The following is a 12955-nucleotide window of genomic DNA, read 5'->3' as shown; positions in this document are numbered from 1 at the left end:
ATGGTCGACGAGCGTGCCGACGCGCCAGGATCCGGGGAGCCCGCCTCCGACGAGCCGTTCGAGATCCGTCGACGGATCGCCCTGTTCGCGCTCCTGGGGCTGGCCGTGCTCGGGGTCGCGGCCGGGTTCGCCTGGCTGGCCTGGGACCGGGACGACGTGCTGCTGTGGGTGCCTGCCGCGGTGCTCGCGCTGCTCTCCCTCGCGGTGCTGCAGGGCGTCCGCGACGCGCGTACCCCGTTGTTCGTGGCGGACGCCCACGGGGTGAGGATGCGCGACGGCGACGGCTGGGTCGGGCTGCTGTGGAGCGAGATGGCCGACATCCGCGTCGAGCCGCGCGAGGGGCTGCTCGACGCGCGGGTCAAGGTCGTGAGCCCCGACGGCCAGAAGATCTACACCGCCCCGCTGGGCCTCGGCACGACCGTCTCGGCCGAGGAGGCCGAGGTCCAGGTGGCCAGGCGCCGGAGCCCTGCTCCATACTGAAACGTCCGCCCCGCCACCGAGAGGCATGCATGCAGCCGGCCGACGCCAGCCACGATCCGACGCCCGAGCACGCTCCCAGCAACCTGAACATCGCGAACGCCCTCACGGTCCTGCGGATCGTCGGCGTGCCGCTCTTCGGCTGGTTGCTGCTCACGCAGGACGGGTCCGACGTCTCGACGCGGGTCTGGGCGTTCGTGGCCTTCTCGCTGCTGATGATCACCGATCGCATCGACGGTGACCTCGCGCGAAGCCGCAACCTCGTCACCAACTTCGGCAAGCTCGCCGACCCCATCGCCGACAAGGCGCTCACCGGCATGGCGTTCGTCGGCCTGTCGATCATTGGCGTGCTCTGGTGGTGGGTCACGATCGTGCTGCTGGTGCGCGAGTGGGGCATCACGCTCATGCGGTTCGTGGTCAAGAAGTACGGCGTGATGCCGGCGAGCCAGGGCGGGCGCATCAAGACCACGCTCCAGGCCCTCGCGATCGGCGGCTACGTGCTCCCCTTCGAGCTGTGGGACAACACCGCCAGCGACGTGCTGCGATGGGCGACGCACGTGATCATGGCGGCCGCCCTGGCCATCACGATCGTCACGGCGGTGCAGTACGTGCGCGACGCGATCGTGCTGCGGCGGGACGCGAAGGCGTCGGCGCCGAGCCCAGAGTCGTGAGCCCCGAGTCGTGAGTCCCGGCCCCGACGCCGTCCGGGTCGTGCGACTGCTCCGTGAGCGCGGCGAGACGATCGCCACCGCCGAGTCCCTCACGGGAGGGCTCCTGTGCGCGGCCCTCGTGGACGTGCCAGGGGCGTCGGACGTGGTCGTCGGCGGTCTCGTCGCCTATGCCACGCAGGTGAAGACGGACGTGCTGAGGGTCGACCCCGACCTGGTGGCCGCGCGTGGCACGGTCGATCCCGACGTCGCCGTCGCGATGGCCACGTCGGTGCACCACCTGCTGGGCTCCGACTGGGGCGTCTCGACCACCGGCGTGGCCGGGCCGGGTCCGAGCGAGGGCAAGTCCGCCGGGACGGTCCACGTCGGCATCGACGGACCGGGGTCGCGGGAGGTGTCGGTGCCGCTCGCGCTGTCCGGCGACCGCGACGAGGTCCGCGCGGCGACGGTCGCTGCGGCGCTGTCGCACCTGGTCGCTAGGCTGGATCCAGAGAGTCGGGAATCACACCCGAGCCCATCGCGTTGACCTTCGCAGGAATGCGTTGATCTCTCACGGAGCACGGCGGACGGAGGTGGACCATGACGGCCATGAGGCAGCTGGTCGGTGAGGTGCTGCGCGCCCGCCGTATGGCCCAGGGGCTCACCCTTCGCGACGTCTCCGCCAAGGCACGGGTCTCCCTCGGGTACATCTCCGAGGTCGAGCGCGGCCAGAAGGAGCCCAGTTCGGAGCTGCTGGCTGCCCTCGCCGCCGCCCTGGAGGTGCCGCTGAGCAAGGTGCTCCTCGACGTCAGCACGCTGCTGGCCATCGAGGAGGCCACCGACCTCGCGAGCGTGTCGTCCATCGCCCCCGGCGAGGTCGAGGTCTCCGCGGCCTGACCCGCCGACCCCACACCGTGGGCCCGGCGAGCCCGGACGCACGGCTTGGGGCCTCACGTCGCGTGGGGGTCGAGCCTGCCAAGCGATCGGCGTCACGGTCCTGGCATGCTGGCCGACGGCATCGAAGGACCGGGGCACGGCCCGTCCCGCGGTGTCACGGACGTACGACCAGCGACGACGAGGCGGGGGTATTGGTGAATCCCAGTGACTGGGGCTTGCGACCCCTCGTCCTCGACGACGTCGACGCCGTCCACGCCGTCTACTCCGACCCCGGCACCTGGCGGCACCTGCCCGCGGGCGTCTTCACGGACCGCTCGCAGAGCGTGGGTCTGGCGGAGCGTGCGGAGCGCGACTGGCGCGACGTCGGCCTGGGGGAGTGGGCGGTCCTGGTGGCCGGCGAGGTCGTCGGCACCGGAGGCGCCATGCCCCGCGACGGCTGGTGGAACCTCGGCTTCCGCCTCTCGCCTCGCGTGTGGGGCCACGGCCTCGGCACGTGGGTGGCCAGCGTGGGCGTGGGCGCCGCGCACCGCACCCGCGAGGACTGGCCCGTCGTGGCGCGGTCACTGTCGTCGAACCCCGCCTCCGGCCGGGTCAGCGAGCTCGCCGGGCTCGAGCTGGTGCACCGGGCCCCGTTCCCCGACGGCCTCGACCGCATCGTGCACGCGGACCGGCCGCTCGAGGCCGACCTGCTCGACGCGATCGTCGCGCTCGGCTGAGGTCGACGGACGGCCCGAGCGGCTCCGAGGTCGCCCGAGGCCGTCGCCGACGGCTGTGCGCCCCGTGGCATGCTGGCCGCGATGAGGCACAGCGAGTTCTGGGAGCGGATGCGGATCCACCTCGGCCCGGCGTACGCCCGCTCGTGGGCGGAGTCGCAGGTCATGTCCGACCTGGGTGGTCGCACGGCCAGCGAGGCGCTCGACGCCGGGGTCGACCCCAAGACCGTGTGGCGTGCCGTGCACGCCCGGCTGGAGCTTCCCGCCAGCGAGCGCTGACCGCACGCCCCTTCCCCCATCGGTGGATCCTCAACATCTGGAGCCTCATCGGTGGATCCTCAACCACAGCGGGCGTTCCGCGGTTGAGGATCCACCGATCGTGGGGGAGTCGTGAGCGTGCCGGCACCGACGAGGTCGACACGGCGTGTCGCATCCGATCGAACAGGTGTTCGTACTAGCGTTGTCCACACGGTTGACGCGAAGGTGTGTCGCTGTCCACAGGCGGGGTCGACGAGGCCCCAGATGTCTGAGGCGGCCCCTAGCGTCGCAGATGACCGGCCCCCACCGAGCAGAACGGACCAGCCCATGGCTTCCAAGGCACCACTGACCCCCGTCACCGCCGTCACGAGCGACCAGCGCGAGAAGGCGATCGACAACGCGATCGCCCAGATCGACCGCAACTACGGCAAGGGCGCCGTCATGCGCCTCGGTGAGCGGGGCCGTGTCCCGATCAACGTCATCCCGACCGGCGCCACGGCGCTCGACATCGCGCTCGGCATCGGCGGTCTGCCGCGCGGGCGCATCGTCGAGATCTACGGCCCTGAGTCCTCGGGCAAGACCACGGTCGCGTTGCACGCGGTGGCCAACGCCCAGAAGGCCGGTGGGGTGGCGGCCTTCATCGATGCCGAGCACGCGCTCGACCCCGACTACGCCCGCAAGCTGGGCGTCGACACCGACGCGCTGCTCATCTCCCAGCCCGACTCCGGTGAGCAGGCCCTCGAGATCGCCGACATGCTGATCCGCTCGGGCGCCATCGACGTCATCGTCATCGACTCCGTGGCGGCCCTGGTGCCCCGCGCCGAGATCGACGGCGAGATGGGCGACAGCCACGTCGGTCTGCAGGCTCGCCTCATGAGCCAGGCCCTGCGCAAGATGACGGGCGCCATCCACGGCTCGGGCACCACGGCGATCTTCATCAACCAGCTGCGCGAGAAGATCGGCGTCATGTTCGGCTCGCCCGAGACCACCACCGGCGGCAAGGCGCTCAAGTTCTACGCCTCCGTCCGGCTCGACGTGCGCCGCATCGAGACGCTCAAGGACGGCACCGACATGGTCGGCAACCGCACACGCGTCAAGGTCGTCAAGAACAAGCTCGCCCCGCCGTTCAAGCAGGCCGAGTTCGACATCATGTACGGCCAGGGCATCAGCCGGGAGGGCAGCCTGATCGACGTCGGCGTGGAGACGGGCATGGTCCGCAAGGCCGGCGCCTGGTACACGTACGAGGGCGACCAGCTGGGCCAGGGCAAGGAGAACGCCCGCCAGTTCCTCAAGGACAACCCCGATCTCGCCGAGGAGCTCGAGAAGCGGGTCAAGGAGCACCTGGGAGTCGGCGCCACGATCGACGACGAGGTCGCCGCCGACGACATCGACCTGCCCGCGACGGAGTTCTGAGCGTGCCCGGGGGACAGGCGCGAGGGCAGGAGCCGCCCGTGGGCTCGGACGAGCCGGTGCGCGACACCGCGCAGGATCCCGATGCCGACGTCGAGTCGGTGGCTCGCACCATCCTGCTCAACAAGCTCACGGACTCGCCGCGCAGCCGGGCCGAGCTCGCCGAGGCGCTGGCGCGCAAGCACGTGCCCGACGACGTCGCGACGCGGTTGCTCGACCGGTTCGAGGAGGTCGGTCTGATCGACGACGCCGCGTTCGCGCGGGCCTGGGTCGAGTCGCGCTCACGCAGCAAGGGCCTGGCCACCAAGGTGCTGGCGCTCGAGCTGCGGCGCAAGGGCATCGCCGACGAGATCGCGCGGGAGGTCCTGGCCGACGTCGATCCCGACTCCGAGCGTGAGGCGGCCCACCGGCTGGTCCAGAAGAAGCTGCGCTCCATGCGCGGCCTCGACGACACCACCCGGATCCGTCGGCTCACCGGCATGCTGGCGCGCAAGGGCTACTCGCCCCAGGTCGCCTTCGACGTGGTCCGCGAGGAGCTCGAGGCCGACGTGGAGCCGCTCGTCTCCACCTGAGCTGGTGGCGGCAACGGGTGTGGTGTGGGGGAGTGCGGATCAGCCGCGCTCCTCCACGTCGCGTCGGATCCGTTCGACGATGTCCTTCTCGCTGTCGTAGTACGACATGCCCCAGTCGGCCACGCGAGCCGCGTAGCGGAGCTCATCGACGTCTCCGAGCATCTCGCGCACGGCCTCCAGCTCCTTGCGCTGCACGGCGAGCCGCTCGAGGTAGTCGTCCAGCATCTCCTGCACGTGCTCGGTCGAGGTGAGCCGACCCATCAGCAGACGCAGAGCCACCGGGTGCTTGAGCACCGGGAACGGGTCGTCCACGGGTGCGGAGAGCCACCGTTCCACCTGGGTGCGTCCCTCGTCGCTGATCTTGAAGCGGCGCGTGGTGCGTCGTCCCTCGGTCTGCTCCACGGCGTGCACCAGGTCGCCCTGGAGCAGCTTGTCGAGCTCGGTGTAGATCTGGCTCATCGCCGGCGACGTCCAGTAGAACCGCAGCGTCCGGTCGGCGCGCTGCTTCAGCTCGTAGCCCGTGAGGCCCTTGGTCTCGGACTCCCCGTCGAAGGCCAGCAGCCCCAAGATGGCGTACGAGGTCATCGACAGGTTCACGTCGCTCACCCTACTGAGCCGTTCGCCACATCGCCCGCGCCGACGCAGACAGCGTCGCTGTCAGGGTCCTAGACTCACGCGCATGCCCAGCACCCTCGATGTGTACCGGAAGATGTCGGCCCTCCCGCAGGGAAAGCGACTGTTCTCCATCTTCTACGGCCAGAAGGCGCCGTACTTCGCGTCGATCCACCTCGCCGTGCGCGAGATGCGGCCGCACTTCGCCGAGATCACGATCCCGAAGCGGCGCAGCGTGCAGAACCACATCGGCACCGTGCACGCGATCGCGGCCTGCAACGGTCTCGAGGCGGCCATGGGCCTGCTCGCCGAGGCCACCTGTCCGAGCGACTCCCGCTGGCTGCCCAAGGGCATGGACGTGAAGTACCTGGCGAAGTCGGCCGGCGACCTCTACTGCACCGCCGAGTCCAGCCCCGAGGACTGGGCCAACGGTCCCGACGTCCCGATCCGCGTGAAGGCGGCGCTGAAGGACGGCACCGTCACGGTCGAGGGCACCATCCACCTCTGGGTCACCCCCAAGAAGCGCTGAGCCGGCTCAGGCCGGACCCGGTGCGCCGGTGCCGCCCGCACCACCGTCGGGCTGGCCCTGCACGACGCCACCGACCTGGTCGGACGACTTTCGCTGACCGATGTAGCGCCGCTGCACCCACCCACCGAGCCAGGTGAGCAGCAGGTTCATCGCGATGTAGACGACCGCGAGCACGATGGCGGTGGCCAGCCGGTTGTCGAAGGTGTTCCAGACCGAGCGACCTGCCACGGTGAGGCCCGGCGCGAGGATCGCGTACCCCAGGCTGGTGTCCTTCAGCACGACGATGCACTGGCTGATGATCGAAGGGAACATGATCTTCACGGCCTGCGGCAGCAGGATGATGCGCGTGACCGCGCTCTTGCGCAGACCGAGCGCATAGGCCGCCTCCGCCTGTCCCTTCGGCACGGCGTTGATGCCGGCGCGGAAGACCTCGGCGAGCACCGATCCGTTGTAGAGGATCAGGCCGATCACGAGGGGGAACAGCACCCCGTTCGGGTACGACGCGAGCCCCCAGACGAAGATGATGAGCAGCAGCAGCGGCACCGCGCGGAAGAACTCCACGACGGTCCACGACGGCCACCGCACGAGCCGGCTGTCGCTCAGCTTGCCGACCCCCAGCAGGACGCCGAACACGACAGCCCCGACGATGGCGATGCCGGCGGCGCGCAGGGTGTCGATGAGGCCCTGGACGAGGACGTCGACGATCCGCGGGGTGACGAACGGCTCCCACTGCTGGGCGGTGAGCTGGTTCTCGCTGTAGAGCTTCCAGACGACCAGCGCGGCGAGCGCGACGACGCCGACGACCGTGGCGATGCCCAGCAGCCGGTAGCGGCGGGCGGCCTTCGGTCCGGGGACGTCGAAGAGGACGGATGCCTGGCTCATGCGACCCTCCAGGCCTTCTCGAAGCGGGACGCGCCGAAGGAGATCAGCTCGACGATGACGATGTAGCCGAGGGCGATCCCGAGGAAGATGACGATGCGCTCGCTCGCGTAGTCGTTGCTGAGCCCCTTCATGCGGAAGGTGGCCTCGGCGATGCCGAACACCGCGGCGAGCGAGGTGTTCTTGGTCAGGGCGATGAACACGCTCGCCAGCGGCGGAACCGTGAGCCGGAACGCCTGGGGGAGCACGACCTGCGTCATGGTCAGGGAGAAGGGCATCCCGATCGACCGTGCGGCCTCGGCCTGGCCGAGCCCGATGCCGTTGATGCCCGAGCGGATCGCCTCGGTGACGAAGGCCGCCGTGTAGAGGCCCATCGCGAGCGTGATCATGACGAAGAAGCCGAAGTCGATGCCGACCTCGGGCAGCCCGTAGTAGGTGAGCAGGATCAGCACCAGCAACGGGGTGTTGCGGAAGATGGTGACGTAGCCGATCCCGACGCCGCGCAGCACCGGCACCGGCGACACGCGGGCGACGGCCACGAGTGTGCCGACCACCAGCGCGAGCGCGCCGGACGCGACGAGCAGCTTCAAGGTCTCACCGAAACCGGAGAGCACCAGGCCGAAGTTCTCGCTGAGGGCTTCCACGTCACCTCCGTCGTCGAGCGACAGTCGCAGGATGGTCGGCCGGTCGCCGGGCGATGAGGCCCGGCGACCGGTCGGTCGGTCGGATCAGGCGCAGGCGTCGAGCGTCGGCTTCTCGGGCACGTCGTTGCCCGACTTGCCGAGCGTCGCGTCGAAGGCCTTCTCGAAGTCGCCGTCGTCGTACGCCTTCTCGATCGTGTCGTTGAGGAACTGGCACAGCTCGGGGGCGTCCTTGCTGTAGCCGACGCCGTAGCGCTCCTCGGAGAAGGGCTCACCGACGACCTTGAGCTCGTCGGGCGCCTGCGCGGCGTAGCCGAGCAGGATCGCGCCGTCGGTGGTGACGGCGTCGACGGAGCCGTTCTTCAGCTGGTCGACGCACTCGGAGTACGTGTCGAAGCCGGCCGGGGTCGCGCCGTACTCCTCCTCGACCGTCTTGATCGACGTGGAGCCGGTGACCGAGCAGACCTTCTTGCCCTCGAGGTCGTCCGGACCGTTGATGGAGTCGTCGTCGGCGGCGACGAGCAGGCTCTGGCCGGTGACGTAGTACGGACCGGCCTGGCCGACGACCTTGCGACGGTCGTCGGTGATCGAGTACGACGCGATGACGAAGTCGACCGTGCCGTTCTGCAGGAACGGCTCGCGGTTGTCGGAGATCGCCTCGACCCACTCGATCTTGTCGGGCTCGATGCCCAGCTGGCCGGCGATGATCTTGCCGAGCTCGGGGTCGATGCCGGTGGGCGCCTCGGAGCCGGCGGCCTTGAAGCCGACGCCGGGCTGGTCGTACTTGACGCCGATCTTGACGCTGCCGGCCTCGGCCAGCTCAGCCATGCGCGAGCCCGCCTCGAAGTCGGGGCTGTCGACGACCTCGTACTCGTTGCCGGACGCCGCCGTGCCGTCGTCCTCGCCTGCGTTGCCGCAGGCCGAGGCGGCCAGGACGACCGCTGCGGCGACTGCCGCGAGCTTCATGCTGCGCACCTTCATGGGAGCTTCCCCTCGATCGGTTGGTTGGGTTCGAACAGGTGGATCAGTGGTTGAGGATCTTGCCCAGGAAGTCCTTCGCGCGGTCCGACGACGGAGCGCTGAAGAACTCGTGGGGGGTGTTCTGCTCGACGATGCGTCCGTCGGCCATGAACACGACGCGGTCGGCGGCGGTGCGAGCGAAGCCCATCTCGTGGGTGACGACGATCATCGTCATGCCGCCCTTGGCGAGGTCGATCATGGTGTCGAGGACCTCCTTGATCATCTCCGGGTCGAGCGCCGACGTCGGCTCGTCGAAGAGCATGACCTTGGGCTCCATCGCGAGCGAGCGGGCGATGGCCACCCGCTGCTGCTGGCCACCGGAGAGCTGGGCGGGGAGCTTGCTGGCCTGCGACTCGACACCGACCCGCTCGAGCAGCTCCATGGCACGCTTCTCGGCATCGACCTTGGCCTGGCCACGGACCTTGATGGGGCCGAGCGTCACGTTCTCGAGCACGGTCTTGTGCGAGAAGAGGTTGAACGACTGGAAGACCATGCCGACGTCGGCGCGCAGCTGCGCGAGGGCCTTGCCCTCGGCGGGGAGCGGCTGCCCGTCCACGTGGATCTGGCCCTCGTCGATCGTCTCGAGCCGGTTGATCGTGCGGCACAGCGTCGACTTGCCCGAGCCCGACGGCCCGATCACGACGACGACCTCGCCCTGGGCGACGTCGAGCTCGATGTCCTGCAGCACATGCAAGGAGCCGAAGTGCTTCTGGACCCCCTGCATGGCCACCATGGGTGTGTCAGCCATGCGGGACAACCTATCGGCGTCCTTGGTCGTCCTTGCAAGTCCGCAACCGAATCGTCACCTGCGCCGGGGACGCGGCAACGCCGTGGACACACGCGCCGGAAGGCGGACGGGAACACACGTCGGCCGTCGACGCAGGGGTGCTGCATCGACGGCCGACGTCTCGGGGCCGCGAGGGTGGGAGTGCCGGCTCGCGGTCGTGCGATCGAGCCCTACTCGCGGTACCGCGGCTGGCTCTGCGGGTTCAGCTCGTCGAAGCGCACCCGCTCCGCACCCTTGATCCGACGGTCGTCGACCTTGAACACGTCGAAGCCGCGCTGGATCTCGTTGGAGTAGACGTAGCCGTTGTAGTAGTACGTCGACCAGGGGCCGCCGACCACGAGACGCTGTGCGTCGTTGGGGCCGCGGTCGTGCCAGGCGATCTCCTTGGGGTTGGCCGAGTCGGTGAAGTCGAACATCGACCAGCCGCCCTGGTACCAGGCCTGGACCATGATGTCCTTGCCCTTCACCGGGACCAGCGAGCCGTTGTGGGCCACGCAGTTCTCGGTGTTCGCCTGGGTGCGGGGGATCTTGTAGTAGCTCTTGAACTCCAGGTCGCCCTTGCGGGTGATGTCGTAGATCCCGTTCGCGCCCTTGGTGTCGCCCACGGTCGGGTTGCAGGTGGGCGCGCCGCCGCCGCCGAGCTCGTCGGTGAAGACGACCTTGGTGCCGTCGTTGTTGAACGTGGCAGAGTGCCAGAACGCGAAGTTCTCGGTGTCGCGCACGTTCTCGGTGACCTTCGGCTTCTCACGGTCGCGGATGTCGAGCAGGATGCCGTCGCCCATGCAGGCGCCGGCCATGATGTCCTTGCTCGGGTAGGCCGTGAGGTCGTGGCAGCCGCTGGTCTCGCGCGAGTAGCCGCCGGCCGGGTTGCCTCCGCCTGGGAAGAGCACGGGCTGGGCGATCATCGTCGCCGCCGACGGCTTCTTCAGCGGCACCTTGACGATGCTGATGGAGTCCAGCGGAGGCTGGCAGTCGGGGAACGCGGCGTCGGGAGCGTACGACGAGACGTAGACGTACAGGTCGTTCTTCGAGCCCTTGCCGGGCTTGCCGCCCTTGCCCTTGCCCGGCTTGCCGTTGCCGGGAGCCAGGGTGTGGGTGTGCGAGCCGCACGGTGTCTCGACGGCCGACACGTACTTCGGCTTGCGCGGGTCGGAGATGTCGAAGACCTTGACGCCCTCCCACGAGTCCTTGATGGTGGCCGACTGCGCCGTGCTCTGGCACGAGGCGTCGCTGCGCGAGGAGTCGGTGCTGAGGATCAGCACGTCGTCGTACACGGAGATGTCGTTCTGCGAGCCCGCGCACACGACCTGCGTGACGACCTTCGGCCTCGCGGGCTTCGAGATGTCGTAGACCATGAAGCCGTTGTAGTTGCCGGCGAAGGCGTACTTGCCCTGGAACGCGAGGTCGCTGTTGAGCGCGTCCTCGGTGGCGAACGCGCCCTGCTTGGCGATGGTGGCGATGCGCTCGACGTTCTTGCTGTTCGCCTCCTCACCGGGTGCCAGGTCGGCGCCGCTGGCGTTCATCCGAGCGGTGTCGTTGCCCGGGAGGCAGTTGCCTGCCAGGCGGTCCGCCTCCGACAGCACGACTTCGCCGTCGCACTCGTCGGACGTGGTGTCGCGGGCCTGCACCTCGGCCGTGGCGGCCATGGGTGAGAGCAGTGCCGCGGTGAGCGCGCCGGTGGCGGCGGCTCCGAGCAGGGCCGTGGTGGCCCGTCTGCGCGAGATACGCATAGGTGTGTCCTTCCCCCGAAGTGTGGCTATCCTCGCTGAAAGCCGTCATGACGACAAGGGCGACGCGCGGACTCGTTCGTGACGTTCCCGTGACGGCGACACTTCGGGGGAAGGAACCACGTATGCGTCGTCGGAGTCCCACGTTCGGCCGCGGAGCAGCCGCCGTGCTCGTGGCCGTTGCCGTGCTCGCCACCGGGTGCTCCGGGGACGATCCGTCGCGCAAGGTCGACGGCACGATCATCCAGCCCGGCATGCCGGGGGAGGACTCCGAGGAGCTCGACGAGGCCCCGGAGATCGGGCGGGCGCGGGCCAACGACGCCGACATCGAGTTCGTGCAGATGATGATCCCGCACCACGCCCAGGCGCTCGAGATGGCGCAGCTCGCCCCGAAGGCCGGGGGCAGCAAGGCGGTGCGCACGATGGCGGACCGCATCGACGGCGCCCAGCGTCCCGAGATCGTCTACATGGCGGGCTGGCTGACCGACCAGGGTCTCGACGCGCCCACGAAGGAGCAGATCGAGGGCGGCAACATCCCGATGGGCCGCCACGGTGGGCACGGGTCGCACGGCGGCGACGTGCACGAGATGGCCGGCATGGCCAGCGAGGCGCAGATGGCCGCTCTCGCGAGGGCGAAGGGTGCGCAGTTCGACCGCCAGTTCCTCGAGCTGATGGTCATGCACCACCAGGGCGCCATCGAGATGGTCGGCGACGTCGTCCGTCAGGGTGCGGACCTGCAGGTCAACGAGCTGGCCACGAGCATCGCGGCCGACCAGACCGCCGAGATCGACCGGATGCGTCAGCTCCTCGCCGACCTCTGAGCGGGTCGACTCGGCCTGCGAGGGAGCAGGGGACGTGTGAGCGTGGAGGCACACCCCACCGCACCCGAGGAGACCCCGTGCCGATCGCCGCCACCGACTACGCCCACGTCCGCCTGACCGTCCGCGACATCGACGCCTCGCGCCGCTTCTACGACTCCGTCTTCGGCTTCGACGTGGCGTTCGAGCTCCCGGAGAACCCGGACGAGGAGACCCGCGAGCAGCTGGCGTTCCTCTTCGGCGGCGTGATCTACCAGTTCCCCGGCGGTCTCCTCGGCCTGCGTCCCGTGGCTCCGGGGCACGACTCCTTCGACGAGGACCGCACCGGCCTCGACCACCTCAGCTTCGCCGTCGCGGACCGCGCCGCCCTCGACGACGCCGTCGCGGTGCTCGACGACCTCGGCATCGATCACGAGGACGTCAAGGACCTCGGCGGCCAGCTGATCCTGGAGTTCCGCGACCCCGACGGCATCGCCCTGGAGATCACTGCCCCTGCAGCCTGACGGCGGCCCCGGCTGATGGGCTGGTTCGGTGGGGTGCTCTCACGGCATCGACCAGGCCGCGGGTTTGAAACCGCGGACGACTACTCACGCTTCCGGGCGGCCCACGTGCCGACGATGCCGGCGGTCATGAGGAACGAGAGGCCGACGAGGCCGAACCCGACCAGGGTGACGGCACCGAGGCGTGGCTCGTCGTCGACGGTGGTCTGCAGTCTCGAGGAGTAGGCGGCCGACGCCTCGTCGTTCGTCGTCTCGGTGCCGGAGGGCGGGTAGGCGTACCAGCCGAGCGGCTCGGCCTCGTCGGCGTCGGACGAGCTCTGCCCGACCGCCACCACGACGAATCCGGCGCCGGCCAGTGCTGCAGCGACGAGCAGCAGACGCTTGAGACGACCCATGGCGCCATGGTGCCGCAGATGCGCCGGTCGTTCCGCCGAACGCACGGGACGGCTCGGTGCGGGACGAGGCGCG

General features: G+C 69.6%; 18 protein-coding genes. 11 read left to right on the top strand and 7 right to left on the bottom strand.

The annotated features are described in order from the left end of the window. The 8 genes from NBW76_RS12115 (at position 1) to NBW76_RS12080 (ending at position 4974) form a co-directional block, all read left to right on the top strand. Positions 1-480 carry a hypothetical protein gene (locus tag NBW76_RS12115; protein ID WP_156364762.1) on the top strand — a complete coding sequence of 160 codons (480 nt, stop codon included), beginning with the start codon at positions 1-3 and terminating at the stop codon, positions 478-480. Between the two features lie 29 nt (positions 481-509). Further along, positions 510-1148, top strand: a complete 639-nt coding sequence (gene pgsA, locus NBW76_RS12110; protein ID WP_055967498.1) for a CDP-diacylglycerol--glycerol-3-phosphate 3-phosphatidyltransferase — start codon at positions 510-512, stop codon at positions 1146-1148. 10 nt (positions 1149-1158) lie between these two features. Next, a complete protein-coding gene (locus NBW76_RS12105) occupies positions 1159-1671 on the top strand; it encodes a CinA family protein (protein WP_056554233.1) in 513 nt (170 codons plus the stop codon). A 53-nt stretch (positions 1672-1724) separates the two neighbouring features. Further along, entirely contained in the window at positions 1725-2021 is a 297-nt protein-coding gene (locus NBW76_RS12100; RefSeq protein ID WP_055967504.1) for a helix-turn-helix domain-containing protein, read from the top strand. A gap of 215 nt (positions 2022-2236) precedes the next feature. Beyond that, the gene (locus NBW76_RS12095) at positions 2237-2737 is read left to right on the top strand and encodes a GNAT family N-acetyltransferase (RefSeq protein ID WP_056554236.1); all 501 of its coding nucleotides are present in this window, start codon (positions 2237-2239) and stop codon (positions 2735-2737) included. An 81-nt stretch (positions 2738-2818) separates the two neighbouring features. Then, positions 2819-3013: a DUF3046 domain-containing protein gene (locus NBW76_RS12090; RefSeq protein WP_055968556.1), complete on the top strand. Its 195-nt coding sequence runs from the start codon at positions 2819-2821 to the stop codon at positions 3011-3013. A 306-nt stretch (positions 3014-3319) separates the two neighbouring features. After that, positions 3320-4405 (top strand): recombinase RecA, encoded by a 1086-nt coding sequence (gene recA / locus NBW76_RS12085; RefSeq protein WP_056554239.1) that lies wholly within the window; start codon positions 3320-3322, stop codon positions 4403-4405. 38 nt (positions 4406-4443) lie between these two features. Beyond that, complete coding sequence (locus NBW76_RS12080) at positions 4444-4974, top strand: regulatory protein RecX (protein WP_235492950.1); 531 nt, start codon at positions 4444-4446, stop codon at positions 4972-4974. Positions 4975-5013: 39 nt separating this feature from the next. Here the strand turns inward: NBW76_RS12080 and NBW76_RS12075 are convergent, their stop codons facing one another. Beyond that, positions 5014-5571 (bottom strand): PadR family transcriptional regulator, encoded by a 558-nt coding sequence (locus NBW76_RS12075; RefSeq protein WP_156364763.1) that lies wholly within the window; start codon positions 5569-5571, stop codon positions 5014-5016. 82 nt (positions 5572-5653) lie between these two features. Here NBW76_RS12075 and NBW76_RS12070 point away from each other — a divergent pair, with 82 nt between their 5' ends. After that, positions 5654-6115, top strand: coding sequence for a hotdog fold domain-containing protein (locus NBW76_RS12070; protein ID WP_055967522.1), 462 nt, complete (start codon positions 5654-5656; stop codon positions 6113-6115). Between the two features lie 6 nt (positions 6116-6121). On the opposite strand, the gene NBW76_RS12065 is transcribed toward NBW76_RS12070, so the two are convergent. The 5 genes from NBW76_RS12065 to NBW76_RS12045 all read right to left on the bottom strand — a co-directional run bounded on the left by NBW76_RS12065 (position 6122) and on the right by NBW76_RS12045 (position 11172). Then, entirely contained in the window at positions 6122-6997 is an 876-nt protein-coding gene (locus NBW76_RS12065) for an amino acid ABC transporter permease (RefSeq protein WP_055967525.1), read from the bottom strand. Continuing rightward, positions 6994-7638, bottom strand: a complete 645-nt coding sequence (locus NBW76_RS12060) for an amino acid ABC transporter permease (RefSeq protein WP_055967528.1) — start codon at positions 7636-7638, stop codon at positions 6994-6996. The genes NBW76_RS12065 and NBW76_RS12060 overlap by 4 nt, the downstream gene beginning before the upstream one ends. An 84-nt stretch (positions 7639-7722) precedes the next feature. Beyond that, on the bottom strand, positions 7723-8601 hold the full coding sequence (locus NBW76_RS12055) for a glutamate ABC transporter substrate-binding protein (RefSeq protein ID WP_235497756.1): 879 nt from the start codon (positions 8599-8601) through the stop codon (positions 7723-7725). Positions 8602-8659: 58 nt separating this feature from the next. Beyond that, a complete protein-coding gene (locus tag NBW76_RS12050) occupies positions 8660-9388 on the bottom strand; it encodes an amino acid ABC transporter ATP-binding protein (RefSeq protein ID WP_156364802.1) in 729 nt (242 codons plus the stop codon). A gap of 224 nt (positions 9389-9612) precedes the next feature. Next, complete coding sequence (locus NBW76_RS12045; protein ID WP_056554251.1) at positions 9613-11172, bottom strand: LVIVD repeat-containing protein; 1560 nt, start codon at positions 11170-11172, stop codon at positions 9613-9615. A 122-nt stretch (positions 11173-11294) separates the two neighbouring features. On the opposite strand from NBW76_RS12045, the gene NBW76_RS12040 reads away from it, so the two are divergent. Further along, positions 11295-11990: a DUF305 domain-containing protein gene (locus tag NBW76_RS12040; protein ID WP_056554254.1), complete on the top strand. Its 696-nt coding sequence runs from the start codon at positions 11295-11297 to the stop codon at positions 11988-11990. Positions 11991-12067: 77 nt separating this feature from the next. Next, positions 12068-12490, top strand: coding sequence for a VOC family protein (locus NBW76_RS12035; protein ID WP_056554257.1), 423 nt, complete (start codon positions 12068-12070; stop codon positions 12488-12490). A gap of 80 nt (positions 12491-12570) precedes the next feature. Here NBW76_RS12035 and NBW76_RS12030 read toward each other — a convergent pair whose 3' ends face one another. Beyond that, positions 12571-12882, bottom strand: coding sequence for a hypothetical protein (locus tag NBW76_RS12030; RefSeq protein ID WP_056554260.1), 312 nt, complete (start codon positions 12880-12882; stop codon positions 12571-12573). Positions 12883-12955: the final 73 nt, after the last annotated feature.

The sequence above is a fragment of the Aeromicrobium sp. Leaf245 genome, from assembly GCF_942548115.1.
Classification (GTDB): domain Bacteria; phylum Actinomycetota; class Actinomycetes; order Propionibacteriales; family Nocardioidaceae; genus Aeromicrobium.
The sequence above is the reverse complement of the archived record's forward strand: the minus strand, read 5'-3'. Positions and strand labels throughout refer to the sequence as shown.

Bases quoted from the DNA above. Each gene is read 5' to 3' on its own strand.
- NBW76_RS12030 (WP_056554260.1), bottom strand. From the start codon at position 12,882: ATGGGTCGTCTCAAGCGTCTGCTGCTCGTCGCTGCAGCACTGGCCGGC.
- NBW76_RS12040 (WP_056554254.1), top strand. From the start codon at position 11,295: ATGCGTCGTCGGAGTCCCACGTTCGGCCGCGGAGCAGCCGCCGTGCTC.
- NBW76_RS12065 (WP_055967525.1), bottom strand. From the start codon at position 6,997: ATGAGCCAGGCATCCGTCCTCTTCGACGTCCCCGGACCGAAGGCCGCC.
- NBW76_RS12055 (WP_235497756.1), bottom strand. From the start codon at position 8,601: ATGAAGCTCGCGGCAGTCGCCGCAGCGGTCGTCCTGGCCGCCTCGGCC.
- NBW76_RS12070 (WP_055967522.1), top strand. From the start codon at position 5,654: ATGCCCAGCACCCTCGATGTGTACCGGAAGATGTCGGCCCTCCCGCAG.
- NBW76_RS12090 (WP_055968556.1), top strand. From the start codon at position 2,819: ATGAGGCACAGCGAGTTCTGGGAGCGGATGCGGATCCACCTCGGCCCG.
- NBW76_RS12045 (WP_056554251.1), bottom strand. From the start codon at position 11,172: ATGCGTATCTCGCGCAGACGGGCCACCACGGCCCTGCTCGGAGCCGCC.
- NBW76_RS12050 (WP_156364802.1), bottom strand. From the start codon at position 9,388: ATGGTGGCCATGCAGGGGGTCCAGAAGCACTTCGGCTCCTTGCATGTG.
- pgsA (WP_055967498.1), top strand. From the start codon at position 510: ATGCAGCCGGCCGACGCCAGCCACGATCCGACGCCCGAGCACGCTCCC.
- NBW76_RS12115 (WP_156364762.1), top strand. From the start codon at position 1: ATGGTCGACGAGCGTGCCGACGCGCCAGGATCCGGGGAGCCCGCCTCC.
- NBW76_RS12100 (WP_055967504.1), top strand. From the start codon at position 1,725: ATGACGGCCATGAGGCAGCTGGTCGGTGAGGTGCTGCGCGCCCGCCGT.
- recA (WP_056554239.1), top strand. From the start codon at position 3,320: ATGGCTTCCAAGGCACCACTGACCCCCGTCACCGCCGTCACGAGCGAC.